The following is a 24,041-nucleotide window of genomic DNA, read 5'->3' on the forward strand; positions in this document are numbered from 1 at the left end:
GGCAGGTAACACGTACAGTGCGGACTCTACTGCGGTTCGACGCTTCGCTCTTCCACCAGGCGCCCATTGAGTATGCGTTCGATAGCGGTTCGGCCCACCAGGCCGGACTCCTCGAGCGTTTCGTCGTCGGCGCTGGGAACATCTTCGACGTACCTCAAGTCTACGGCGCGGTTGCTCGTGGCAGCCGACTCCACCCGCTTGCGCTCGGCCTCGTCGAGCAACCGCTGATACCGGCTGACAGGCCGATTCCCGGCATCAGGGATAGCGGCAGGGACAGCGTCAGCGGTTCGGGAGCCGTTGGTGCGGCCGCCGTTCGGTGGGCCGTCGTCGCTGGTCGACCGGGGGCCCACTGATGCCGGCGTTGAATCTCTTGCCGGATCTCCTGCTGGCGCTGCTGGCGCCGAAGGTGTCCGGGTTGCGGGGGCCGCAGTTGAAGCCGCCCCCGGAGCCGCGTCGGTTGTCCCGGTTGTCCCGGGACGCGCTGAGGCTGGTGCATCAGCATGTTGCTGCTGAGCTGGATCCGGCCTTCGTGTGGAGGTTGCGGGACCAGCGCCCTGCTCGTCGGAACGGGGGCCGCCGGGTTTCGGCGTTACTTCTGGGCGGGGCGGATTCGAGGGGGCCGCTGGCGCGCCTGCTTCGTCCTTCGGCGGGCGGAAACTCGCGGCCACTGGCGTACCTTGCCATCCGGGCCCGGGATCGTAGGAATCCTCGGGCGGCTCCACCATTGCCCAGGAATCGTCCGAGTCACGGGGGCTCCAACCACCAGTGGTTTCCTGCGAAGGATCCGCGCGGATACCGGAGCCCGTACCGGCCCCGGTCTTCCGGCTGGCGGTGACATCGGAATCCGACGCCGGCCCGACGTTCCGGCCGAGTCCGCTGCCGGATCCGGTAGCGGTGCTGTACGTTTTTCCCGCGTCTGCGGCAACGCCGGATGGCGTTTCGGTGCTTTCGCGGGGCGCGATAGGCGTTTCGGTGCTTCCGCCCGGTGACGAAGCAGTTTCAGTGTTCCCTCGGGGTTCGGAGGCCGAGGCGGCGCCCGCCGCAGCGCCGGAGGTCGTCCCGGTGGTCTCCCGAACGCCGGTAGGCCTTTCGGTTTCGGCGACAACGGCAGGTGCAGTCTTTCCGACTTCCCTATTCGCGGCCGGCCGACCGGCCGGTACTTTTGGGCCCGCCCCACCTGCCGCCGCGCCGTCGTGCAATGCCTCTATCTCGCAGGAAAGCCCGAGGACCGTATGGATTGCCTGTTTGAGGTTGTCGGCGTGGGGGCCGCGCTGGAAGGCGATGGCATTGCCCGGCGTAGTGAAAGCAAGCACCAGGACGTTGCCCTCCAGCGAGCGGGGCTTGGCCGCCACATTGACGTTCAGCCAGGTGATGCGCTTGATCTTGGCCAGCTCATCCATGATCTCAGGCCATGCGCGCCGCACCATCTCGATCTGCCCTGCACCGCCGACGCCGGAAGCCGGAGCGGTATGAGCTGGACCGGAACCTGCACCCGGGAGGGGAGCTGTTCCGGGGCCTTGAGCCGGCGCGGTATCAGGAGCATGCGTCGGAATTTGCGCAGCATCCGAGGAGCGGTTCGGAAGGCGACTGGAGGAAGCGGCCGGAGTGACGCGCGGTTGCTCCTTGCCCGAGTCCTGCACCTCATTGGATGCTGCGGTATCGGCCGGCAGCGCCCGCGGCGTGGAGTTGGACGCAGCAGCGGGGCCGAACCCCGCGTCGGCTGGTTCTGGTGGAGTCAATCCGCTGTCTGAATCGGCAGCGGCTTCCCTTCCCGCGGGTACCACGGCACCAGGTCGAGGTGAAGTTTCGGGCGCAGTTTCGCGACGGCTGTCCGCGGCGGGCTGACCGGCGTCGTCGTGCTGGGGAGTGCCGCCGGCTGCGTACTCGAGCCGGCGCTCGATGCGGTCGACCCTCGCGAGGGTTCCGCGGACGGACTGGTCCGCAGCAGGAAGGAGCAACCGCGCGCACAGAAGTTCAAGGTGGAGGCGGGGAGATGTTGCGCCCGTCATGTCGGTGAGGGCGGTGTTCGTGACGTCCGCGGACCGCGACAGCTCGCCGCCGCCCAGTTGGTTTGCCTGCGCCCGCATGCGGTTCAGCTGGTCGTCCGGAATGCCGCGCAGGATCGATGCTGCCCCTTCCGGAACGGCATTGATGACGATGAGGTCGCGGAAACGCTCCAGCAGATCCTCGACGAACCGCCGTGGGTCGTGGCCCGTCTGGATGACGCGGTCGACCGCATTGAAGACCGTGCCGGCGTCGCCCGCCGCCACGGCGTCGACGACGTCGTCCAGGAGCGTCGCATGGGTGTACCCGAGCAACGAGACGGCGAGTTCGTAGTCGAGTCCCATCTCTCCTGCGCCTGCCATGAGCTGGTCGAGTACAGAGAGCGAGTCCCGTACCGATCCGCCGCCGGCCCGCACCACGAGTGAGAGAACGCCGGGGGCCACCGGAACGTTCTCCTGGCGGCACAGCACTTCCAGATAGGCCATGAGCGGTTCCGGCGGCACCAGTCGAAAAGGGTAGTGATGGGTACGTGAACGGATGGTGCCGATGACCTTGTCGGGTTCGGTGGTCGCGAAGATGAAGAGGATGTGCTCGGGCGGTTCCTCGACGATCTTGAGCAGCGCGTTGAAGCCCGCCGAGGTGACCATGTGGGCTTCGTCGATGATGAAGATCTTGTACCGGTCCCGCACGGGAGCAAAGGTAGCGCGTTCCCGAAGGTCGCGCGCATCATCGACGCCTCCGTGACTCGCGGCATCGATCTCGATGACGTCGATACTGCCGGAGCCGTTGCGTGCCAGTTCCACGCAGCTGTCGCAGACGCCGCACGGCGTCGAGGTAGGGCCGCTCGCGCAGTTGAGGCACCGGGCGAGGATCCGCGCCGACGTCGTCTTCCCACAGCCGCGCGGGCCGGAGAAAAGATATGCGTGGTTGACGCGGTTCTTGTCGATCGCGGCCATCAGCGGATCGGTAACGTGCTCCTGACCGATGACATCCGCAAAGGTTTCCGGGCGGTATCGGCGGTAAAGGGCTGTACTCACAAAGAAACCTTATCGGTTGGGGGTGACAGAAGGCGTGCCGGTCGGGGAAAGGTGCGCGGGAGTGACGATCCAGGGCTCACGGGGAAGCTTCGACGGGTCGAAGGCGCGCAGCGCGTCTGCGAGGGATGCGGTGGGCAATCCAAGTGAGCCGAGGATGATTTCCCGCACCCGCGCGGAGCCAAGACCTTCGGCCGCCAGATCCTCGAGTGTCACGGCTCCGTCACGTTTTGCCAACCGCTGGCCTTGCGCGTTCAGGGCCAGTGGCACATGCACATAGCGCGGAGTGGGCAGGCCCAACCGTTGACCGAGGTAGGCCTGGCGTGGTGAGGAGCTCAGCAGGTCGTCCCCCCGCACCACCTGGTCGATGCCCTGTGCCGCGTCGTCCAGGACCACGGCGAGATTATAGGAAGGCACGCCATCGTTCCGCCGGACCACAAAGTCGTCCACGGGACCGGTATGTTCCCCGGAAAGTTCGTCAGTGATGGTCCAGGTTTCGACGTCGGTCTTCAGGCGTAGTGCCGGCGGTCTCACGAGGCGAAGGCGTGCGCGTTCCGCGGTCCCGAGCCGGCGGCAGGTACCAGGGTAAATTCCAGGGATGGTGTGGGGTGCGGACGATGCCTCCGCGATATCACGACGCGTGCAGAAGCATTCATAAAGCAGGCCACCCCGGTTCAGGTTCTCTACGGCGGCGGCGTAGCGGTGGCCGTAATCGCTCTGCCGGGTCACCGGCCCGTCCCACGACAACCCGGACGCCAGGAGCTCGCGGATCTGGGCGTTTTCAGCCCCCGCCCGGACGCGGTCGAGGTCCTCGATCCGGAGCAGGAACCGGCGGCCGGTGCTGCGCGCGAAGAGCCAGGCCAGGATGGCTGTGCGGAGGTTTCCAAGGTGCAGTTCGCCCGTCGGGCTGGGAGCAAAGCGCCCTGCACCTGTACCTTCCCGCACTGGCCGGCTCCTCGCCCCTCCGCATACAGAATTCCTGGCACCTGGCGCATCCCTGCGTCCATGGGCCGGATTAAAGTGAAGACCCCTCATGCACCTGCCAGAGCCCGCTTACCCTTGCTACCTTCCGGTCCTGGGGGAGTTCACAGGATGACACCACATGAGGGGCCGGGAAATAGTCTACACAAAAACCCCTGCCGCCATTCCGGCTACGGTCGATTCCAGGGCCGGCCGCGGGTAGTGCCGATCGTTGTTGCAGCCCCGGAACAGGGGCACGTCCCACGCGTCGCCCCGAGCCGACAGCGCTGGAAGTCATCCCGATTCGGCACATCAACCATGTACGGGTAGTCTGGTGTCTGCTCCAAATCAGGAGGATTCGCCTAGCGGCCTATGGCGCACGCCTGGAACGCGTGTTGGGTTCACGCCCTCGGGGGTTCAAATCCCCCATCCTCCGCAGATAAACGAGTACCACGAAAGCCCCCGCCATGACGGGGGCTTTCGTGTTTCCTGAATCGCTACCCTGTTGGATCCTTCGTTCCGTCCACTGCTGTAACCCGCGCGATTCGCCGCTTCGCGGCCGCCTCACTCGGGCCCTCGGGTCCCAGACCGAGCCGGACCAGACCCATCACGAGACGCGTCGCACTCTTGATCGGCAGCGGAACGGGCCCCAGCTTCGGGGCACGGAGTCCCAGCAGCTCCCTGTGGCGCGGCTCTAGCGTGGCAACTGCTGCAGCGAACAGGATGCCGTATCCGGCCCGTTGTGATCGCGGCAGGGGAGGCCGTTTGATGTATCGGAGGGCCTCCTGGACCTGACGGCTATTAGTCAGCTCGGGGTCGAATCCGGCGAGTTGCGCGGCGAGGTCGGCCTCGGACCGAGGTGGGTCATCGACTCCCATCAGTTCACCTGCCCGTGCCCATTCGGCGACATACTGGTCGGGCCCTCCCGGGATCCGCCCGCCGTAAGCTTTATGCGCTGCAAGGAATGCATCAGTGAAGGCCAGATGCACCCAACGCACAAGGGAGGGGTCTCCCGCGGTATACCGCTGTTCAACTCCCTTACTGTCGACGTAGGCGCCTGTTACGCGAGTATGGAGCCGCTGGACGAAGGCCGATCCTTCTTTCGCGGCAGTCGTGGACCCGTAGGTGACAGTGAAAATCCACCGGATGGTGTTGGCCAGCCGACCGAGCGGGTCCTCGCGGAACGATGAATGGTCGTGGACTCCCGCCATCGCGCCCGGGTGGAGGGTTTGCAGCAACAGCGCGCGGATTCCTGCCACCAGGGGTGTCATCGAACTGTGGATCGCCCACGCCGCCGATTCCGGCGGGAAGTAGCCGACGTCGTCTCCGGAGTCGAGCTCCTCGGCCCATGTCGGAGGTTCGTCGCTGTTCGCGGTGAACGTCTTGCGAAGTTGGGTGCGCCATCGGGAAATCATGCCTGCCACCCCGTCATTATGGCTTACGGAACTGGGCGTTCGAGCGCGGGCCCCGGAATCGAAGCCACGCAGCGCGCAAGAAAAGCGGCTCCCGCCGCTTCGTTGGTCAGGCCGTGTTCCGTCAGCACCGGGTAGGGCGTCGGGGGAACTCCGTCGGCTGGCCGGACGTCTACGTGCGCGACGTCGTACCCGTGCTCGTGGAGGTAGTCGGCCATCGCGTAGTCGGTGCGTGAATCACCGACGGTCCGCCACTGCACGGGAATCTCCGTAAGCGGCGCGAGCAGCTTCAGCGCGCGTTCAGCGCCGAGGTCCTTACCGACCCGCACGGACTCGATGTCCGTTGAGATGATCGTCGGATCGATCCGGTACTCGATATTGCCGCTGCTGTCCGGCGCCACGCGGGCGAGCCGGCTTGCACCCATGTCATGACTGTGCAGGATCTCGAGGGCATCGGCATCGAAGGATGCCTGGCCCAGAAGGTAATCCGCGCTCGAAGCGTCGAGGGATTGCTCCACCGACACCATCGCGCGCTTGGTTTCATCGAAGAACATCAGATGGGAGTACTTCTCCTCCACAATGTCCCGGATGTCGTCGCCGAAACTCATCGGCAACGCCAGATCCAGATCCACCAGCACTTCGCCCGCTCCTTCGTTCCCGAAGCTGAACCAGGCTGCACCTTTCTCGCAGACAGCGAAGAACCGCACACCGTCGGGGATGCCCGCGGCAAGCATTGGCGCCAGAACCTGTTCTCGAATGAACTCGTCCGACCTTCCCGTGTTGAAGACGACCGGCCACCCGGCAGCGGCAAGGGTCAGGAGGTCCCGGATGATTGCCGGCGGAACCGTGCGGGTTACGGGGCTGGCGATGGGACCATCCACGTCGAGAAGGAGGCCGAGGCGCGAAGAAGGCATTTCCCATTATGTTCCGGAACAGACGTTCACCGGTCATCGCACTAAGCGACGCCGTGCAGAACGGTAACCGTGAGCGCCGAACCGGCATGAACCTAAAGCCCATGGTTAACCCAAGGTGTGCCGTGAATCATTTACTGCATCAGATTCCACATTGATTCAGAAAGGTGGGCCATCGCATGGGGGACTCAGTTCAGACAACCGCACTCCGACATCGCAGCCCAATTCAGCAGAGCGGCGAGATATCTCTCACTCGACGGGTATTCGGAGCCCTTACAGGTACAGCGATAGCGCTGACGGCCGGAGGAACCATTGCCGCTGGCATGGCTTCCGGTGGATCGGTGTTCGGCAGCACTGGAGTGCGAACCTCCTTCGGAACAGTTCAGATCACATCAGCCGAAAGGCAATCCAGACTGCAGACGAAGCCTGGCGGAAGCGGCTCTGCCGGCCCGACAGGATCGTCCCACGCTACTCACGGTGGGTCGAGCAACCGGAGTCTGCAGCAACCGGCGAACCACACCTGGGGCAGCCACCTCCTCGTCGAGCTCACGGCGTTCAATGACACGCCGGCCCCGATCCTCCTCCCACCCGGGCAGCTCCGTATGAAGGTGGGGACAGTCGGGCCCACGATCACCAACCGGGGATCCAGCGGTGTTCCTGCATCACTTGGTGCAGGTGAGACAGCGCGGATGTTGATCAGCTTCCTGATTCCCTCCGACGCCTTCCAGTTCTCAGCCGAGTTCATCGACCCCTGGGACCATTCAACTCCGCTTGACCTGCCCGTACCCAGGATCGATGCCCGACCGGGCTGGTTGGAGGCCGATCATGGGTGACGTTCTGCCAGAGGGAAACATCGTGACCACGCAAGCAGAAAATTTCGGTAGCCGTGAACTGAAGAGAGCGCACCTCCTCAAATACGGAGCGGCAGCAGGCCTCGGCCTTGCCGTACTGTCGCCGGCACGCGCGGCCGTACCAGCTCAGCCCCGAGCCGCACAGGTTCGGGCTCCGATGGCTGTGCCCGCAGTTCCGGGCGTACTCGACCTGTACATCAACGAGGGCTACCTCAAGATGGTCGATGATTCGCTGGTGTATCACCGTGGCTTCGGCACCAGCCCGACGAACCTGAAGGATGCGAATCCGAACCTTGCCCTGTCCCCGGTGGTGTTCACTGCTGCCGGGACAGTGGTTGAAAGCCGCAGCTATCCGTTGGGCGCCCAGTTGCCGCCGGCAGGGGTCCCGCAGCCCGCCTCGGCTGACGGGGCGAACTCCGGTCAGTTCATGATCCGGCGAAACTACTGGGCAAGCTACTTTCCGAAGCGGACCATCATCGCGGAGGTCGGCAGCACCCTGCGCTTCCGAATCCACAACCGCCTCGCAAAAGAGCACCGCTTCACGATCCACGGTGCCGGCCCGGGAGGATCGGACGTCACAACCGGGGCCATTGCGCCGTCGGCGACAGCTGAATTGAACCTGGCCTGCCCGCCACCCGGGTCATATATCTTCAGCGATCCGTCCAACGCTCCGGTGGAACGTGTCCTGGGGCTGTTCGGTGCGATCGTCGTCATCCATCCCAATCACCAATGGGACGTAGCGCCCGGACTTGCGGCCTTCGAACGCCAGTGGATCTGGCTCTGCCACGACATCGATCCCGTCTGGGCAGAAATGGAGGCGACCGGCAAGACGGTCAATCCCCAGCAGACCAAGGCGGTTCCTCGCTACTTCACGCTGAACGGCCGCAGCGGCTACGAATCGCTTGCGATCACCAAGGACGCCGCACTGAACCTGGCGAGCGAGGAGGAGACGCTCATCGCCGGCTTCCCCCGGCAGGTCGATGTCCGCCAGTTCGGTGAGGGGACCACCCTGGGCACATTGCGCGGCGGACAACTCGTGCGGCTGATCAATCCGGGGATCGTCCACCACCAGATGCACTTCCACGGCAACCACATCTGGCTGGCGAGATGGAACAACCGGGAACTGTCCAGGGACGATGGTTTCGTCGACCCGGATGGACACGTCGTGATGCAGCAGTGGGAGGACGTAGTGGAACTCTCACCCATGCACGTAAAAGACTGCATCCTCCCGATGAAGCGGCCACCGGACGCTGTGGACCAGGTCTGGCTGGCCAGGACCACTGACTGGGTTTACCCGATGCACTGTCACGCCGAACCGTCCCAGACCGCCGCCGGGGGAATGTACCCGGGAGGACTGGTGGCTCACTGGACCTTGAAAGCACCTAGCAGCGGAGCGTCATCATGAGCATCATCAATCCGTCGACGAGCCGGCGTGATACTGAAAGAGCACGCCGGGAAGCGTTGGAAAGGGAACGGCGAGAGGCCAGAAGGACCGCGACACCGAAACCCACACCGACCCGGACGTCGACGACGAAGGCTCCGACGCCGACCCGGACGTCGACGACGAAGGCTCCGACGCCGACCCGGACGACGACGAAGGCTCCGACGCCGACCCGGACGACGACGAAGGCTCCGACGCCGACCCGGACGACGACGAAGGCTCCGACGCCGACCCGGACGTCGACGACGAAGGCTCCGACGCCTACAACGACCCAGGCGACGCCGTCGGGGACCGCGACGCCGTCGGGAACTGCGACGGAGACTGCTACGCCGTCGGGAACTGCGACCGAAACCACGACGCCGTCAGGAACTGCGACCGAAACCACGACGCCGTCAGGAACTGCGACGGAGACTGCTGCGCCGTCGGGAACCGCCACTCCGACCACTCCGGCTCCGCCACCGGCTCACGGTGGCCACACGTTCGAGAGCCAGGTCGACTTCAGCTCAGAACAGGTGGACGAGGACAATCCAGTCACCGAGTTCCTCCAGACAGCCCAGACCTCGTACGAGATCGGGGTCTTCGGCCGTGAGATGAGATTCGACGACGGCGCGGAGTTCGAGATGTGGAGCTTCGAGACGGAGGAGTCCGAGAGGGGCTTCCCCGGACCCAGCCTCCGGGTGAAGGAGGGGGACATCTTCCACGCGACGGTTGAGCCCAGCATGGGTCCGCACACCATGCACTGGCACGGTATGGAACCGGATCCCCGGAACGACGGTGTGGGACATACGTCGTTCGAGATCGGCGGTACCTACACCTACCAGTGGCAGCCTGAGCCGGGCCGGCCGGGAGATCCGAACTACGGGGCGGCAGGAACGTACTTCTATCACTGCCACGTCAATACAGTGCTTCACGCGCAGATGGGCATGTTGGGGCCACTGATCGTGGACCCAAGGGTAGATCCAGCTTATCCAGTCACGCCCGGAGCGCGGCGCGCATTCGTCGACGGCCCGGAGTACGACATCGAGACCGAGGCGCTCCTCATGACCTATTCCGTGGATCCGCGGTGGCATGAAATGGGGCACGCGGAGGGGTTGTCCGGTGAGGATGTCGGGCTCAACCGCTTCGAGCCGAAACACTTCTACATGATCGGGGGCGAGCTGGCCAGCCGTCGTTATGGAGACGAAGTCGTCTGGGGGATGACATCCCTCCGGGCGAACGTCAAAGGTGGTGCCAAGAAACCGACATTGCTGAGGGTGCTCAACGGCAATTACATGCCGACCTATATCGAATTTTCCGATGAAGCGGGGAATTCGCTGAGAATGGCGGAAGTCATTTCCCACGACGGCCGACCCTACCGCGACACCTCCGTCACGCCGTCTCCGCCCTGCGCCGCGGCAGGCTATCCGCTGACCACCGACTGTCTGTCCTTCGGAGCCGCGGAGCGTTACGATCTCATACTCGACCCTCCCGGGCCCGGACGTTATCTGCTGAAAGCGCAGTGGCTCGACTGGATTACCAGCGAGGTCCTGGCCGAAAGGATCGTGCCCATCATTGCTGAGTGACGCACGTTCGACGAAGGGCTGCGAGCGAACGTGCGCGCAGCCCTTCATCAATGGTTCCCGCCCCGGAAGTCATGCCCGGCAGGACTCCGCTTTCCATTGTGTGGCTGTTTTCCCTAGTCTGTATCAGTGATCTTCAAAGCAGTGAGTGATGGCCGGCCCTATCCGGACCATGGACACGTAACTCCAAGGGACTGGGCGGTGGTGCCTCCTCGGCAGGTGCGGCTCGACGAGCTGGTGACGACAAAAACAACCCTCGACCTCGAGGCGCTCCTGGCAGAGGACTCCACCTTCTTCGGTGACCTCTTTCCGCACGTCGTGCAGTGGAACGGCACGCTGTACCTCGAGGACGGCTTGCACCGCGCTGTTCGTACAGCGCTTCACCAGAGGACCATCCTGCACGCTCGCGTGCTGGTCATCGATGCCTGAGCTGTCACCGCGCTCCGAGCGGGCCAATGCGAAGAAGGACCCTACCGAGTGGCACGGCCACCGGATCGTCACCGAGGCAGATCTGGGGGCGGTCTTCACCGACGAGGTCGAAAGTACCCGTCGCCCCCACTCGAACCTCAAGCCGATTCTCCACGGGCTGGTTCTCGTGACGCTCATCGGTCTGTTGATCGCCGCGGTCCTCGTGGCTCTGGCCATCCAGCGTGGAGAAGTCGACTTCGGAGCGGCGGAGCCCACTTCCGGCCCGACGGCGCCGTCGTGCCCGGCCGGACCGTTCGACTATCAGGATCCCAGTGCGATCACCGTGAACGTCTACAACAGCACTACTATCAACGGCCTTGCGGATACAGCTGCGGCCCAATTGCGTGGACGCGCATTCGCGGTGGTCGACATCGGCAACCGGGACGTCAGCCGGACCGGCATGACGGCCATCATCGTGTCAGGGCCCGACGGCGCCGCGAACGCCTTCACGGTGCAGCGCACCATTCCGGGGTCGCTTTATCTCAATGACAACCGCGAGGACCGTACTGTCGATGTCGTCCTCGGTTCCGGGTACAGCGGAATCGTCCCGCCTGAAGCGGTGGACATCACGCCCGCCGGGTTGACCTGCCTTCCCGAGGCGACCGATGAAGCTGCTCCTGCAAGTTCCTGACGCCGGGCGGCAGTGAAGCCCGCAGCATGCGGGCCTGCAGCACTCTGGAATTCTCAGCTGCACCCGTCCGGGCCGCAGGCTTCACCATCGGACGATGCCGCCACCATGGTGAGCGGATTCGTTTCCTTCCAGTAGCTCGCGAGGGCATCGGCGAACGCCTCGGTGGGCTGGGCCCCTGAAATTCCATACTTCCGGTCGATCACGAAGAACGGGACGCCGCTGACTCCCAGGCTGCGGGCTTCCTCGATGTCCTGCCGGACGTCGTCGGCGAATCGATCACTGCCGATCGTGCTGCGGATCTCGTTCTCGGCGAGGCCGATCGACGTGCCCAGCGGGACCAGGACGTCGACGTCGCTGGTGTCCTTCCCGTGTTCGAAGTGGGCGGACAGGACGGCCTCCTTGGCCTCCGCGCCGAACCCGTGCGCCTTCGCGAGGTGCAGGAACCGGTGCGCGGTGAAGGAGTTGCCGACGACGACGTCGTCGAACCGGAAATCGAGGCCCTCGCCGGCGGCCTGCGTGACAAGGTTGTCCCACATCTGGCGAACCTGCTCGGCGGGAATGCCCTTGCGCTCGGCAAGGTACTGCTGCTCGGTGCCCTCGTAGTGGTCGGGAAGTGAGGGATCCAGCTGGAAGCTCCGCCACGTCACGTTCACCTGGTCCCGGTGCGGAAATGCCGCGAGGGCCTTCTCGAACCGTCGCTTCCCGACGAAGCACCACGGGCATTTCACGTCAGAAAAAATCTCGATGTCCATACTTCCTGCAACCTGTGTGGTGGTGACTCCTATTCCCGCTGATTAAGCACTTATGGCTGCTCTCCGGGGTGGGAGGCAGCCATAAGTGCTTAATCAGCGGGGGTCAGGCCACCGCGAATTCCCGGCTTTCCTGCAGGTAGCGGTCGTAGGCCGACGTGGTCAGGAACGCCGGGAACTCCTCGCCGAGGGCTACCTCCTCGAAGATCTCCCGTGCGTCGTCGAACCGGTCGCCGTCGAAGCGCCGAAGGGCCGAGAATTCCTCGTCGAGGAGGGCTTCGACCCAATCGCGGGTGACGATCTCGCCGTCGTCCGTCACCGCGTTCGTGTAGATCCACTGCCAGATCTGCGAGCGGGAGATCTCCGCCGTCGCGGCGTCCTCCATGAGGTTGTTGATGGCCACCGCTCCGTTCCCCCGCAGCCAGGACTCAAGGTAGCGGAGCCCGACTTCGAGATTGCCGCGGATGCCCTGCTCGGTGATCGAACCGGGGGTGGCGGCAATATCCAGGAGTGCCTTGCCATCGGGAACGACGTCGTCCCGCAGCCGATCCAGCTGGTTCGGCCTGTCACCCAGCCGGGCGTCGAAGACCTCCCGGGCCGCGGACACGAGGTCCGGGTGGGCCACCCACGACCCGTCGAAGCCGTCGTCGGCTTCCCGCGCCTTGTCCGCGCGCACTCCATCCAGCGCCCGAGCGTTCGCTTCCTCATCCCGGCGGTTCGGAATGAACGCCGCCATACCGCCGATCGCGTGCGCTCCACGGCGGTGGCAGGCCCGCACGAGCTGCTCGGTGTAGGTCCGCAGAAAGGGTGCTGTCATGGTCACTGACTGTCGGTCCGGAAGGACGAACCGCGGCCCTCGGGTGCGGAAGTTCTTGATGACCGAGAAGATGTAGTCCCAGCGGCCGGCGTTCAGGCCGGACGAGTGGTTCCGTAATTCGTAAAGGATCTCCTCCATCTCGAAAGCCGCGGGAATGGTCTCGATCAGCACGGTGGCGCGGATGGTGCCCTGCGGGATGCCGAGCAGCTGCTGCGCCAGGATGAAAATGTCATTCCATAACCGTGCCTCGAGGTGATTTTCGAGCTTCGGGAGATAGAAGTAGGGGCCACGCCCCTGCTCGATCAGCGTGCGGGCATTGTGGAAGAAGTAGAGGCCGAAATCCAGGAGGGCGCCCGCAACCGGGACATTGGAGATCAGTACGTGCTTCTCGACCAGGTGCCAGCCGCGGGGGCGCACCACGATGGTGGGACGGTCATCGGCCTCGCCCTTGAGCCTGTATTCCTTCCCCTCGGGGGAAGTGAAGTCGATCCTGTTTCGGAGCGCATCCTTCAGGTTCAGCTGCCCGTTGATGACGTTGGACCACGACGGGGTCGAGGAGTCCTCCATATCGGCCAGCCAGACCTTCGCCCCCGAGTTCAGCGCATTGACGGTCATTTTCCGGTCCACCGGTCCGGTGATCTCCACGCGGCGGTCCTCGAGCCCCGGTGCTACCGGAGCCACCTGCCAGGACGGGTCGTCCCGCAGGTGGCGCGTCTCCGGCAGGAAGCAGGGATCAGCCCCGTCGGCAATCCGTTGGCACTGCTGCCGGCGGAACTGCAGCAGCTCCGTCCGCCGTGCAGAAGTGGCCTTGTGGAGTTCCTTGACGAAATCCAGCGCCTCGCGCGTGAGGATCTCACCCTGTCGCTTCACGCTCGGCGCGGTCAGGGTGATGCCGTTGAGGGTATAGGTGTGGTTCATGATGGCTCCTGAATGCTGCCTGATGAAGCGGGGACGTCCTAGTGGAACTGTTGGGTCTCGGTGGAACCGGCCAGGGCAAGGGTGCTGCCGGTGGGGTTCAGTGCGGTGGCCACCTGGTCGAAGTAGCCGGTTCCCACTTCGCGCTGATGCCTCGTTGCGGTGTACCCGCGGTCCTCGGCGGCGAACTCACGCTCCTGGAGATCCACGTACGCCGTCATGCCGTCGCGGGCGTAGCCGTGGGCGAGGTCGAACATCGAGTAGTTCAGCGCGTGGAAACCGGCGAGGGTGATGAACTGGAACGTGAAGCCCATGGCGCCGAGCTCGCGCTGGAACTTCGCGATCGTGGCGTCGTCGAGGTGTTTGCGCCAGTTGAACGACGGCGAGCAGTTGTAGGACAGCATCTGATCGGGGAACTCGGACTTGATGCCCTCGGCGAACTTCTTGGCGAGCCCAAGGTCCGGTGTGCCGGTCTCCATCCACAGCAGGTCCGCGTACGGGGCGTACGCACGTCCCCGTGCGATGCAGGCCTCCAGGCCGTTACGCACGTGGTAGAAACCCTCGGCTGTGCGCTCGCCGGTGACGAAGGGCTGGTCGCGCTCGTCGACGTCGGAGGTGATGAGCGTCGCGGCTTCGGCGTCGGTGCGTGCGATCACCACGGATGGCGTACCGGCGACGTCGGCTGCGAGGCGCGCGGCATTGAGGGTGCGCACATGCTGCTGCGTGGGGATCAGCACCTTGCCGCCGAGGTGGCCGCACTTCTTTTCCGAGGCGAGCTGGTCTTCCCAGTGGATGCCCGCGGCTCCCGCCTGGATCATGGACTTCATCAGTTCGTAGGCGTTGAGTGGACCGCCGAAGCCGGCTTCGGCGTCGGCGATGATGGGGACCATCCAGTCCTCGACGCTCGAAACGCCTTCGGCCCACTCGATCTGGTCCGCGCGCAGCAGGGCATTGTTGATGCGGCGCACCACGGTGGGGACGGAGTTCGCCGGGTACAGCGACTGGTCGGGGTAGGTGTGGCCCGAGTTGTTGGCATCAGCCGCAACCTGCCAGCCCGACAGGTAGATCGCCCGCAAGCCCGCTTTGACCTGCTGGACGGCCTGGTTCCCGGTAAGGGCGCCGAGCGCGTTGGTGTAGCCGCCGGTTCTCGCCTCGGTGGTCAGCTGTTCCCACAGCTTCTCCGACCCGCGGCGGGCCAGGGTGTGTTCCTCCTGCACGCTGCCGCGCAGCCGCACGACGTCGGCGGCCGAGTAGTCACGTGTCACGCCTTCCCAGCGCGGATTGGCGGACCACTCGAGCTCGAGTTCCTGTGCTGCGGTGTCCAGGGCCGGCTGGTGGTCGACGAACGGATTGTTGTCCGGCCGTGGTGAGTCCTGCGTCATGGCGATCTCCTTCGGAATGGGTCGAGGTTTCCCCGACCGCTGTAAAGGCAACACTTCGCTACATTGGGTGCCGTTTCCAGGTAGGAACTCTGGCAAGAAATGCAATTCTTCGCGTATCGTCAAGAAATGACGACTTCCCCGTGGTCCCGCACCGATGCGACTACCCTCCCCGGTGCCGCCGGCGCTTCGGACACCCTCGACCTCATCAGCCTGGGCCGGCGCGTCCGGCATCTCCGCAAAGCCGGCGGAATGACGCTTGACGACCTCGGCCGGAAGGTGGGAACCGTCGGCTCACAGCTGTCATTGATCGAGAACGGAAAGCGTGAGCCGAAGCTGGGGATGCTGCAGGGACTCGCCGCCGCCCTCGGCGTCAGTATCGACGCACTGCTCGGGGCGGAGCCGCCCACCCGCCGGGCAGCCCTGGAGATCGAACTCGAGCGGGCGCAGCGCGGGCCGCTGTACGAGTCCCTCGGTCTGCCTCGCGTCCGTGTGTCCTCCCGCCTGCCGATGGAAGTGCTCGAATCGCTCGTCGGCCTCCAAGCTGAACTGGAGCGCCGCCTCAACGAACAGGTCGCAACGCCGGAGGAGGCCCGGCGGGCCAATGCCGAACTGCGGGGCGTCATGCGACGAAGGAACAACTACTTCCCGGAGATCGAAGCGGAGGCGCAGAAACTGCTCGACGCCGTCGGCTATTCAGCGGGGCCCATGTCGGAGCACCTGATTGCCGATATCGCCAAGCACCTCGGCTTCTCGCTGCACCATGTGAGTGATCTGCCGCATTCGACGCGGTCGGTCACGGACCTCAAGAACTCCCGGATCTACCTCACGCAGTCGCAGCACACCGACCACGATCCGCGGTCGGTGCTCCTGCAGGCCCTCGGCCACTACGTGCTGGAGCACCGGACGCCGGAGAACTACGGTGAATTCCTCCGCCAGCGCGTGGCCACGAATTATTTCGCCGCTGCCCTGCTGCTGCCCGAGAAACCGGCCGTGGAGTACCTGCGGCGTGCGAAGGCGTCGAAGGAGATCGCCGTGGAGGACATCCGCGACACCTTCGCCGTGTCCTACGAGACGGCAGCGCACCGCTTCACGAACCTCGCGACGGAGCATCTGGAGATCCTCACGCACTTCCAGAAGACCCATAAGAGCGGCATCATCTACAAGGCCTATGAGAACGACGGCGTGACCTTCCCCCAGGACCACACGGGCGCAATCGAGGGCCAGCCCTCGTGCAGGCGGTGGACCTCGCGGGTCGTGTTCGACGTCCAGGACAAGTTCCGTGCCTACAACCAGTACACCGACACCCCCAGCGGAACCTACTGGTGCACCGCGAGGACGGAGAGGGGGCCGAACGGGGAGTTCTCCCTCAGCGTCGGCGTGCCGTATGCCCAGGTGAAATGGTTTCGAGGCAGGGACACCGACATTCGGGAGAAGTCGTCCTGCCCCGACGAATCCTGCTGCCGGCGCCCGCCGTCGTCGTTGGCGAAGGAGTGGGCGGGCAACGCCTGGCCCAGCGCGCGGGCGCACTCGCACCTTCTCGCGGCCATGCCGCCGGGAGCCTTCCCAGGGGTGGACGAGACGGAGGTGTACTCGTTCCTCGCCGCTCATTCCGGATAGGCGGCTCGCCCGGGGCTTTTCCTTCGGACTGCGGTCACCTGGTCCTCGTCATCCTCCAGACGCTCAACCTTCCGACGGCCGCGGCTACTCCGATCGCGAGGGCGATCGGCATGTTCTGGGCTGTCCCGGAGATGCTGACCAGCGCTATTCCGGCGAATCCTGCGGCGGTGAACACTCCGAAGAATGCCAGCACGTGCTGCCACTGGTTCGGTACCCCGCGCAGCGCGACGCTGAGGACCGCACCGAGCGGAAAGCCGGTGACGATTCCGATGGGCAGCCCATAGATGAGCGCCAGGGTGGCCGTACCAAGGAAATCGCTTCCTGAGAGAGCCCAACTCGATCCCATGGCGACGGCGAGGAGGGAAGCGCCGACGGTGAACCCGACCAGCAGGGCGCCGAAGCCAAGCACCACACGCGGCTCGGACCGGCCCTGCTCACGAGGGTTCCTCTCATCCACTGCCGCACCCCCGAGGTTCGCCCACGATGCTCCTTCGAACTGGTCAGCTCATCGTAGTGCGTGGCTCTCCCGCCTGGCCGGAATCGGGGTGGCGGTTGACGGAACGAAAGAACCCCCGGCGGTTTCCCGTCGGGGGTTCTTCTCCGAAGCCCTGGAAGCAGGATCGGCTGCTACCTGAACAGATCCGAGGCAACACCCATGATGATGCGGTCTCCCGGCGTGGATTTCCTCAGGTAGTCCTCAACGGCCCAGTCGTCGAGCGCGATGCAACCGGCTGTCGGCACCTTGTTCTGGTGCAGGAAGATCGCGAAGCCGGCGTCCTGCACGATGGGTGAGTCCGGCGGTCGGTTGTAGTTGATCACGGCACCCTGCCGGTAGTCGTGGGTGGCTCGTGTTGCGAAATACCACATGTCCTCGTCGTAACCCACCCAGGTGGAGGACTCGAAGTATTTGTTGTACGTGTCCGTGTAGGGATTGCCGCCCCAGCGTGAACGCGGGTTGAGCGTCCGGTAGGGCAGCGCCGTGCCCGGATTGCCGAGGCCGAAAGCCTCGGTCACCGAGTAGGAGCCGGTGGGGGAGAAGTTGAAGCGGGTCGGTCCGGACGGAACGCCGGGCCTCTTGAAGCCACTGGCGCCCACCGTGGCGTCGGTCTTCCAATCGGTGACATAGGTTCCCGCCACCTTCTGGCAGTACACCGCGCTGGCGGAACTCTGGCCGTAGCCGCCGGCAATCGTGAGGAGGACCCTCTTCGCCCCGCCCGAGGAATAGACGGAGCGCCCGTCGTTCAGGGTGGTGCACTCAGTGTGCCGGTGGTCCCTGTTGCCGGCCACGTTCCAGGTGATGTAACCGCCCTGGAACGGCTGGACACACTCGCCGCCCTCGCAGCGTTCAGGCGTCTGCGGATAGCCGAGGTAGCTCTGGTGCATGGCCATCGACTCGTACTTGGCCTTCACTCCGCCGCGGACGGGTTGGGATCCGGTGGCAGGCGACCAGAAGATCAGGCCGCCCTGGAACCACTGGTAGCAACCACCGTTCCGCTGACCGCACACCTCAGCTGTCAACGGGTAGCCCAGGTAGCCGTTGTGGGCGCCCATCCCTTCGTAGCGGCCCTTGATGTCACCGTTCACCGACTGTCCGCCTGTTGCCGGCGACCAATAGACCGACCCTCCCTGGAACTTCTGGAGGCAACCCCCATCCCGCTGGCCGCACACCTCGTTCTCCAGGGGGTAACCGAGCACGCCGTCATGGGCGCCGCGGGCTGCCCACGCATCCCGCATGCCGCCGCGGACGATCTGGGCGCCCGTGGCCGGTGACCAGGAGATGACGCCGCGCTGATAGGTCTGCTGGCAACCCGACGACCGCAGTCCGCACGTTTCCCGAGAGGTGGGATACCCGAGCCAGCCGGCTTCCGCTCCGGTCCGTGCGTAGGCGCCACCGATGGCGCCCGGAGCCCACACGCCGTGTGCACCCGACGACGCCGACCATACGATTCGAAGTCCGCCGAATTCCTGAACGCAGCCGTTGTTCGCTTTGCCACAGACCTCAGCAGTCGACGGGTAGCCGATGCCCGCGTAGCCGCCGTACACGCCGTACAGGGCACCGCCGATCGCTCCCCGGGTCCATACCTGCCGGTGCCCGCCCGTCGTGCTCCAGGTGAGGTCGATGCCGCTCGAAAAACGCTGCGCGCAGCCCGCTGCCGTGCACTGCTCGTCAGTGACGGGGTACCCGAAGGCGCCCAGGGCGCCTGTGGCGGCCCAGCGCGGCCCGGTGTTGCCCGAGGTGAACAGGACCGCGTGTGCCCCCGTTGAAGGGGTGTAGTGGATCTCCCCGCCGACGAACGTCTCCACGCACCGGCCGGAAGCATCACAGGATTCGTTCGACGTCGGCTCGCCCAGCGGGCCTGCGGCTCCTCCGAGCTCCTTCCACTTGGCGGCAATGCCACCGATGGGAGTGAATGCTGCGGCAGCAGCGGCACCGGTTTCGGGTGCGGACGTTTCGGGTGCGGACGTCTCTTCCGGAACGGGAGCGGGAGCCGGCTCCTGTGCTTCGGGAGCAGCAGGAGTGACCCCTGCCGATGGGACTTCAGTCGGTGGAGCCTCCGTCGGAGCGGGGGACTCGGTCACCTGCACGTCGGGGATCTGCGATTCAGGGGCAGGTGCCCCAGTGGTCGGCTGAGCCGTGGTCGGCGGAGCCGTCGTCGTGCCCGGGACTGGAGGCATGGTCGTGCCCGGGACTGGAGGCGTGGTTGCCGGTGCAAGTGCGGGAGCGGTTGCCGGAGCCGCCGGTTCCGTGACCGGAGGGGACGGGGGCGGCGCAGCAACTGCGCCGGGGGCAAGTCCTGAAAGAAGGAGCGCGGCCAACGAGATCGCGGCCAGCGTGCGCCCCGGAAGGGAGGATGGATGATTCACCGTGAGACAACCGCCTGACATGTAGATGATGCTGGGGCGCCATCGGCGAAGGCGTCCGCGCGGACTTCAGCCGTGCCGCCGGCTGGTACTTCCTGTTGGATGGTTGCGTGTCCGGCCACGCTGCTGGTGCTGCCGACTGCCACTGCAACTGAGAAGGTTGCCGCGGTGTCCCCCGTGTTCGTCAGTGTTCCCGAGAATGACCAGACCCCCGCCGCGTCGGCCGTGCACACCACATTGCTCAGGGCCTCATTGGCGCTGGCGGTGGGGTCTGCAGGAACTGACTCCCTGCTGATTTCCAGGGTGGCCTCGACGCTCGGTCCCGGATCGGGCGGCACCGTTGCAGGGACATCCGTTCCTGTTGGTGCGGGCGCCAGCGTTTTCGGTCCTGGATCCTGAGATCCCGGTGCCGTGCTTGCTCCACCGGAAACAACCGTCTCCGGTCCTGATACTGCTGGTGCGTCCGGCGCATCGGCAGGTGGTGAAGTGCAGGCGGACAGGGCAACGACGCCCACTGCCGCCCAAAAAAAGAGCGGTCTGAGACTCCGCATTTTTCCCCTATTTTCTTGCTTATGAGCATCCCGCTCGGGAATTAGGGCTGTCGATCGGGAAGATTGTACAGACGGACAGTATCAGCGATTTCCGCGCTTCCGAACAGTTCTTCGATAACAGTTCCACATACTTCATTGGTTACTAAGGTTTATGCCCTGCATAGTAACGGCCCAGTACCTCGGCTTTCAGATCGTCGAAGGATCCATCATCAATGGCTGCGCGGGCGTCGTCGACCATGCGGATCACGAATCTCTCATTGTGGATCGATAGGAGGGTGGCGGACACCATCTCCTTCGCCTTGAACAAATGGTGGATGTAGGCGCGCGAGTAGCTTCCGCAGGTGTAGCAATCGCACCCGTCCATCAGTGGACCGAAGTCCCTTTTAAATCGTGCGTTCGAAAGATTCCATCGGCCGTCAGGCGTATAGAACGCTGAGTTGCGGGCCACACGGGTGGGAGAGACGCAGTCGAAAGTATCGGCGCCGTTCTCGATTCCCGTGAAGAGATCGTCGGGTTCCGAAATACCGAGGAGATGCCGGGGCTTGTTCTCGGGTAATTCATTGCTGCACCACCCGAGAATTGTTCCGAGGTTCTCCTTTTCGAGCGCTCCGCCGATTCCGAAACCGTCGAAGTCGAGAGCGCCGAGGTCGCGGGACGCTTTCCGCCGCAGATCCTCGTACTGCGCGCCCTGGATAACCCCGAACAATGCCTGGTACGGCTTGTTACTTCGCTCCCTCGAGAGCCGCTCGTGCTCCGTGATGCAACGAAGCGCCCACAACCGTGTCCGCTCGAGGGATTCCTCCTGATAGGCGCGTGAATTCATGAGTGTGGTGAGCTCGTCGAAGGCGAACATGATGTCCGCGCCGAGTTGGTGCTGCACCTGCATGGAGATCTCGGGAGTGAACCGGTGGCGGTCGCCGTTGAGGTGGGACTTGAACCAGACGCCGTCGTCGTCGATGTGCGCAAGGCGTTCCTTGCCCACCGCTACCCGGTCATCGGCCCCGGTGGCCTCGGAGTCGACCGGGACGTCCATGGTGATGACTTTCTTGAAACCGGAGCCGAGGCTCATCACCTGGAACCCGCCCGAATCGGTGAAGGTGGGTCCTTGCCAATTCATGAATGCTCCCAGACCGCCGGCTTCGTCGAGCACGTCGGGTCCGGGCTGGAGATAAAGGTGATAGGCGTTCGCCAGGAGCGCCTGCGCCCCGAGGTCCGACATCGACTCGGGCAGCACGGCCTTGACGGTCGCCTTGGTGCCGACCGCGATGAATGCCGGCGTCCGGATGGTCCCGTGCGGCGTCGTGATGGTGCCTGTGCGCCCGTGCCTCGGGCCGGTGGGACCGGAGGGGGCCGCGCGTTCCTCGAGCCGGGTGCCGACGGTGAAGGAAAAGGATGACTGCTGGGACTGTGGATGCACCAACCCATATTGCCAGAACGGGGACGCACGTCCCGCCAGTACCGGTGCGGTCAGCGGTCAGCGGTCAGGGAACAGGGAAGGGGAGCTAGGGCGTTCCGAGTGCGTTGTTCAGACCCGAGAGTGCGGCCAACTCGGATTCGATGCGCCGCTCCAGCACGCTGCGGGTCAGCGTCTCGGAGCCCCCGTGGGCCCGCAGGTAGAGGAGGACCCCCAGACGCAGGACGCGCCAATCCTTCTCCGCCGACTTGTTGCCGGATCCGGTGGCACGGACGATCTCCGGGTCGTACACGTTCGGATCATTGAGTTGGCGTTGGCGGACGGTTGCCGCGAGCTTCGCGCGTAAGGGATCGGTTTCGGCGTCATCGGCGGAGCGCAGGGCTGCCGAGTATGCCGACGACCGGGCGTCGTCGTGCCGTGAAAGGTAGGCGGCAATGGCCAAGGCGCCCTCGATCCACTTCCAGCGGCCGAAGTTCCCGTCGAAGGGCAGCACGGTGAGGAGGTCGGCGACAGTGAGGGCGTTTCCGGTGTCACCGTGGTCCACGAGGAGGGTGACAGCGAGGTGGTGCAGGTCCTGCAGGTTGCTGCCCGACTTCAGGTTGATCCCGCGGAGCAGCCTGCTCGACGTCTCCTGGACGACGGTGCTCGCAGGGTAGGCGTCGGCAAGCTGCGCCACCACTGCCTCGGGCGAGCCGTGATCCGCGGCGACGGCTGAGACCCCTGCGGCACCCGTGGCTTCCACATACACGATCGAGCCGGTGGCCATCGTGACAGTGTCCCCGTTGGAGAGCTCGGCGACAATCAGTGCCGGCGCGCCGAAGTCGTCGTTACGGGTCGAAGTGTCCTTCACCTCGACTGCCGTTCCGCCCCCCGGCAGAACCAGCGATTCCCCCGCCCGGACTGCCTCAGCGGGCACCGGCCGGAAATCCTGGTTCTTGTCCACCTGGTTTTCTTTCACCTCGGCGCCGTCCTCCCGACTGCAAAGCTGTGTCCGCCCACGATCCGGGGCCTCCTAACACGATAGGGTAAGGCGCTCAACGGCCCCAGCCCGCATGCGCGAGGGCCTGGCGCAGGAGGTCCGCCCTGCCGCCGGAAAATTCCTCCTGGATCGACGGGCTGAGGGCCTCCGAGGGCGTGAGCCAGGACAGCTCGAGGGCATCCTGCCGGGGATCACACTGGCCCGCGACGGGAATGAGGTAGGCCAGTGCGACCGCGTGCTGGCGATCATCGGTCAGCCCGGTCTCCGACGGCGAGGGGAAGTACTCGGCGATCGTGAAAGGAACGGGCGACGGCGGCAGCTGTGGAAGCGCGAACGGCCCCAGATCCTTCTCCAGATGACGCAGGAGGGCGGCGCGGATGGTTTCCCGGTACATCACGCGGCCGGACACGAAGGTGCGCACCATCTCGCCCTGCTCATTGGCCTGCAGCAGCAGCCCCACCTCATTGACATACCCGAGGGAATCACACCGCACGGGGATCGCCTCGACATAGACCATCGGCAGGCGGCGGCGGGCCTCGTAAAGATCGTCTTCGGAGAGCCAGCCCGGATTGGGGTCGGGGGTGCGAACGTTCATACCTTCAGTTTTATAGCAGACCATGCGGGCGACGGGGGCGGCGCGCTGTTCTTCGGCCGCTGGCTGAATCGCAGCGGAGCCCTCGTATCAGTACGGAACGCCGAATCGTCGTGTTCCGTCAGCGGGGGCCCTACCGCCTTTCGTCGATGACGAGCGGGGCGTGGCCCGGAATCTGGATCCTCAGCGATCGGCCCTGGTTCCGTTCGGGAACCGAGTATCCGATACCTGCGTCCTTCAGGCTTCCCGTGAGTCCCCGCACGTCGCCGTCGTACTCGAAGCCCAGCGTCACCGACGTTTCCGCAGCAGGATGCACGGCGATGAGCCCGCCGTTCTTCGCCGTGAAATCCTGCCTGGTGCCGTCCGGTGAGGTATGGCGAGGCCGCGCTCCGATTCCGAGGAGCACCTTGGCCGCAGCCTCGGAATCCGCTGTGTGCCAGAGCGCCACGACACTCAGCGGACCGCCGGGGGACGGCGTGGTGCGGGGACCGGGAACGGCGAGGAAAAGAGTGCCATCCGGGGCTGAAACGAGGGCTGCGCGGCCGAGACCTTGCCCGACGACGTCCACCGCTGTGCCCTCCTGCCGTGTCCGTCGTGCGAACTCATCGAGATCACCGGTCGAATCTCCCACCTCGAACCCCAGTCCGACGGAGTTCACCCCAGCACTTCCTGGTTGCGGAGAGTGCAGCACGATCCGGCCACTGCCGGCGTCGTACACCCTGCAATCGCCGGTTCCGGTGGCGACGCGGAGCCCCAGCGCCAAAAGCAGGTGACCGTAACGGGAGGGGTTCGGGGTGGACACGATCGGTCGGACGCGGAGCATCGGTATTCCTTCGGGTTGGTGCGGGGAAACAGACTGGTTGTTCCGGATTCGGTGGCCTACCGTGGCTTC

21 protein-coding genes, 1 tRNA gene and 1 other RNA gene are annotated in these 24,041 nt (G+C 65.0%); 7 read left to right on the plus strand and 16 right to left on the minus strand.

Annotation, left to right across the window (positions count from 1 at the left end):
• Positions 1 to 26: 26 nt before the first annotated feature.
• The 3 genes from IWX75_RS11585 to ffs all read right to left on the minus strand — a co-directional run bounded on the left by IWX75_RS11585 (position 27) and on the right by ffs (position 4,153).
• Positions 27 to 3,041, minus strand: coding sequence for a DNA polymerase III subunit gamma and tau (locus IWX75_RS11585; RefSeq protein ID WP_196822402.1), 3,015 nt, complete (start codon positions 3,039 to 3,041; stop codon positions 27 to 29).
• Positions 3,042 to 3,050: 9 nt separating this feature from the next.
• Positions 3,051 to 3,983, minus strand: a complete 933-nt coding sequence (gene gluQRS, locus IWX75_RS11590) for a tRNA glutamyl-Q(34) synthetase GluQRS (protein WP_196822403.1) — start codon at positions 3,981 to 3,983, stop codon at positions 3,051 to 3,053.
• Positions 3,984 to 4,057: 74 nt separating this feature from the next.
• Positions 4,058 to 4,153, minus strand: an RNA gene (gene ffs, locus IWX75_RS11595) — signal recognition particle sRNA small type.
• A 196-nt stretch (positions 4,154 to 4,349) separates the two neighbouring features.
• Here ffs and IWX75_RS11600 point away from each other — a divergent pair.
• Positions 4,350 to 4,434 (plus strand) — tRNA-Ser (locus IWX75_RS11600).
• A 61-nt stretch (positions 4,435 to 4,495) separates the two neighbouring features.
• On the opposite strand, the gene IWX75_RS11605 is transcribed toward IWX75_RS11600, so the two are convergent.
• Together IWX75_RS11605 and IWX75_RS11610 are read right to left on the minus strand one after the other, a co-directional pair.
• Positions 4,496 to 5,413 carry an oxygenase MpaB family protein gene (locus tag IWX75_RS11605; RefSeq protein ID WP_196822486.1) on the minus strand — a complete coding sequence of 306 codons (918 nt, stop codon included), beginning with the start codon at positions 5,411 to 5,413 and terminating at the stop codon, positions 4,496 to 4,498.
• A 23-nt stretch (positions 5,414 to 5,436) separates the two neighbouring features.
• Positions 5,437 to 6,324 (minus strand): hypothetical protein, encoded by an 888-nt coding sequence (locus tag IWX75_RS11610; RefSeq protein ID WP_196822404.1) that lies wholly within the window; start codon positions 6,322 to 6,324, stop codon positions 5,437 to 5,439.
• Positions 6,325 to 7,010: 686 nt separating this feature from the next.
• Between IWX75_RS11610 and IWX75_RS11615 the strand changes: the two genes are divergently transcribed.
• A complete protein-coding gene (locus IWX75_RS11615; protein ID WP_196822405.1) occupies positions 7,011 to 7,154 on the plus strand; it encodes a hypothetical protein in 144 nt (47 codons plus the stop codon).
• Between the two features lie 22 nt (positions 7,155 to 7,176).
• Positions 7,177 to 8,577: a Tat pathway signal protein gene (locus IWX75_RS11620; protein WP_196822406.1), complete on the plus strand. Its 1,401-nt coding sequence runs from the start codon at positions 7,177 to 7,179 to the stop codon at positions 8,575 to 8,577.
• Here IWX75_RS11620 and IWX75_RS11625 read toward each other — a convergent pair.
• Entirely contained in the window at positions 8,555 to 9,049 is a 495-nt protein-coding gene (locus IWX75_RS11625) for a hypothetical protein (RefSeq protein WP_196822407.1), read from the minus strand. The genes IWX75_RS11620 and IWX75_RS11625 overlap by 23 nt on opposite strands.
• Before the next feature lie 76 nt (positions 9,050 to 9,125).
• On the opposite strand from IWX75_RS11625, the gene IWX75_RS11630 reads away from it, so the two are divergent.
• The 3 genes from IWX75_RS11630 (at position 9,126) to IWX75_RS11640 (ending at position 11,271) form a co-directional block, all read left to right on the plus strand.
• A complete protein-coding gene (locus IWX75_RS11630; RefSeq protein WP_334684287.1) occupies positions 9,126 to 10,175 on the plus strand; it encodes a multicopper oxidase domain-containing protein in 1,050 nt (349 codons plus the stop codon).
• A 126-nt stretch (positions 10,176 to 10,301) separates the two neighbouring features.
• Positions 10,302 to 10,601 carry a type II toxin-antitoxin system VapB family antitoxin gene (locus IWX75_RS11635; protein ID WP_196822408.1) on the plus strand — a complete coding sequence of 100 codons (300 nt, stop codon included), beginning with the start codon at positions 10,302 to 10,304 and terminating at the stop codon, positions 10,599 to 10,601.
• Positions 10,594 to 11,271 (plus strand): LytR C-terminal domain-containing protein, encoded by a 678-nt coding sequence (locus IWX75_RS11640; protein WP_196822409.1) that lies wholly within the window; start codon positions 10,594 to 10,596, stop codon positions 11,269 to 11,271. The genes IWX75_RS11635 and IWX75_RS11640 overlap by 8 nt, the downstream gene beginning before the upstream one ends.
• 53 nt (positions 11,272 to 11,324) lie before the next feature.
• Here IWX75_RS11640 and IWX75_RS11645 read toward each other — a convergent pair whose 3' ends face one another.
• The 3 genes from IWX75_RS11645 to aceA form a co-directional block, all read right to left on the minus strand.
• A complete protein-coding gene (locus tag IWX75_RS11645; RefSeq protein WP_196822410.1) occupies positions 11,325 to 12,023 on the minus strand; it encodes a DsbA family oxidoreductase in 699 nt (232 codons plus the stop codon).
• A gap of 103 nt (positions 12,024 to 12,126) precedes the next feature.
• Positions 12,127 to 13,755: a malate synthase A gene (aceB, locus tag IWX75_RS11650; protein WP_196822411.1), complete on the minus strand. Its 1,629-nt coding sequence runs from the start codon at positions 13,753 to 13,755 to the stop codon at positions 12,127 to 12,129.
• 38 nt (positions 13,756 to 13,793) lie between these two features.
• Positions 13,794 to 15,134: an isocitrate lyase gene (gene aceA, locus IWX75_RS11655; protein ID WP_334684288.1), complete on the minus strand. Its 1,341-nt coding sequence runs from the start codon at positions 15,132 to 15,134 to the stop codon at positions 13,794 to 13,796.
• 99 nt (positions 15,135 to 15,233) lie between these two features.
• Here aceA and IWX75_RS11660 point away from each other — a divergent pair, with 99 nt between their 5' ends.
• A complete protein-coding gene (locus IWX75_RS11660; RefSeq protein WP_196822412.1) occupies positions 15,234 to 16,751 on the plus strand; it encodes a helix-turn-helix domain-containing protein in 1,518 nt (505 codons plus the stop codon).
• Between the two features lie 34 nt (positions 16,752 to 16,785).
• Here IWX75_RS11660 and IWX75_RS11665 read toward each other — a convergent pair whose 3' ends face one another.
• From IWX75_RS11665 to IWX75_RS11695, 7 genes are all read right to left on the minus strand, one after another.
• Positions 16,786 to 17,208, minus strand: a complete 423-nt coding sequence (locus IWX75_RS11665) for a hypothetical protein (RefSeq protein WP_196822413.1) — start codon at positions 17,206 to 17,208, stop codon at positions 16,786 to 16,788.
• 170 nt (positions 17,209 to 17,378) lie between these two features.
• Complete coding sequence (locus IWX75_RS11670) at positions 17,379 to 19,616, minus strand: L,D-transpeptidase family protein (protein ID WP_196822414.1); 2,238 nt, start codon at positions 19,614 to 19,616, stop codon at positions 17,379 to 17,381.
• Positions 19,613 to 20,164, minus strand: coding sequence for a hypothetical protein (locus IWX75_RS17725; protein WP_334684289.1), 552 nt, complete (start codon positions 20,162 to 20,164; stop codon positions 19,613 to 19,615). The genes IWX75_RS11670 and IWX75_RS17725 overlap by 4 nt, the downstream gene beginning before the upstream one ends.
• Before the next feature lie 142 nt (positions 20,165 to 20,306).
• The gene (tgt, locus tag IWX75_RS11680) at positions 20,307 to 21,581 is read right to left on the minus strand and encodes a tRNA guanosine(34) transglycosylase Tgt (protein WP_196822416.1); all 1,275 of its coding nucleotides are present in this window, start codon (positions 21,579 to 21,581) and stop codon (positions 20,307 to 20,309) included.
• 85 nt (positions 21,582 to 21,666) lie between these two features.
• Positions 21,667 to 22,521: a DUF6707 family protein gene (locus IWX75_RS11685; protein ID WP_196822489.1), complete on the minus strand. Its 855-nt coding sequence runs from the start codon at positions 22,519 to 22,521 to the stop codon at positions 21,667 to 21,669.
• A 91-nt stretch (positions 22,522 to 22,612) separates the two neighbouring features.
• Positions 22,613 to 23,152, minus strand: a complete 540-nt coding sequence (locus IWX75_RS11690; protein WP_026531628.1) for an NUDIX hydrolase family protein — start codon at positions 23,150 to 23,152, stop codon at positions 22,613 to 22,615.
• 130 nt (positions 23,153 to 23,282) lie between these two features.
• Positions 23,283 to 23,972: a VOC family protein gene (locus tag IWX75_RS11695; protein ID WP_196822417.1), complete on the minus strand. Its 690-nt coding sequence runs from the start codon at positions 23,970 to 23,972 to the stop codon at positions 23,283 to 23,285.
• Positions 23,973 to 24,041 lie beyond the last annotated feature (69 nt).

Source organism: Arthrobacter sp. CAN_A6, assembly GCF_015751715.1.
Classification (GTDB): Bacteria; Actinomycetota; Actinomycetes; order Actinomycetales; family Micrococcaceae; genus Arthrobacter_D.

Bases quoted from the DNA above. Each gene is read 5' to 3' on its own strand.
- IWX75_RS11605 (WP_196822486.1), bottom strand. From the start codon at position 5,413: ATGATTTCCCGATGGCGCACCCAACTTCGCAAGACGTTCACCGCGAAC.
- IWX75_RS11610 (WP_196822404.1), bottom strand. From the start codon at position 6,324: ATGCCTTCTTCGCGCCTCGGCCTCCTTCTCGACGTGGATGGTCCCATC.
- IWX75_RS11615 (WP_196822405.1), top strand. From the start codon at position 7,011: ATGTTGATCAGCTTCCTGATTCCCTCCGACGCCTTCCAGTTCTCAGCC.
- IWX75_RS11640 (WP_196822409.1), top strand. From the start codon at position 10,594: ATGCCTGAGCTGTCACCGCGCTCCGAGCGGGCCAATGCGAAGAAGGAC.
- IWX75_RS11645 (WP_196822410.1), bottom strand. From the start codon at position 12,023: ATGGACATCGAGATTTTTTCTGACGTGAAATGCCCGTGGTGCTTCGTC.
- aceB (WP_196822411.1), bottom strand. From the start codon at position 13,755: ATGAACCACACCTATACCCTCAACGGCATCACCCTGACCGCGCCGAGC.
- aceA (WP_334684288.1), bottom strand. From the start codon at position 15,134: ATGACGCAGGACTCACCACGGCCGGACAACAATCCGTTCGTCGACCAC.
- IWX75_RS11660 (WP_196822412.1), top strand. From the start codon at position 15,234: ATGCAATTCTTCGCGTATCGTCAAGAAATGACGACTTCCCCGTGGTCC.
- IWX75_RS17725 (WP_334684289.1), bottom strand. From the start codon at position 20,164: ATGCGGAGTCTCAGACCGCTCTTTTTTTGGGCGGCAGTGGGCGTCGTT.
- IWX75_RS11690 (WP_026531628.1), bottom strand. From the start codon at position 23,152: ATGAACGTTCGCACCCCCGACCCCAATCCGGGCTGGCTCTCCGAAGAC.
- IWX75_RS11695 (WP_196822417.1), bottom strand. From the start codon at position 23,972: ATGCTCCGCGTCCGACCGATCGTGTCCACCCCGAACCCCTCCCGTTAC.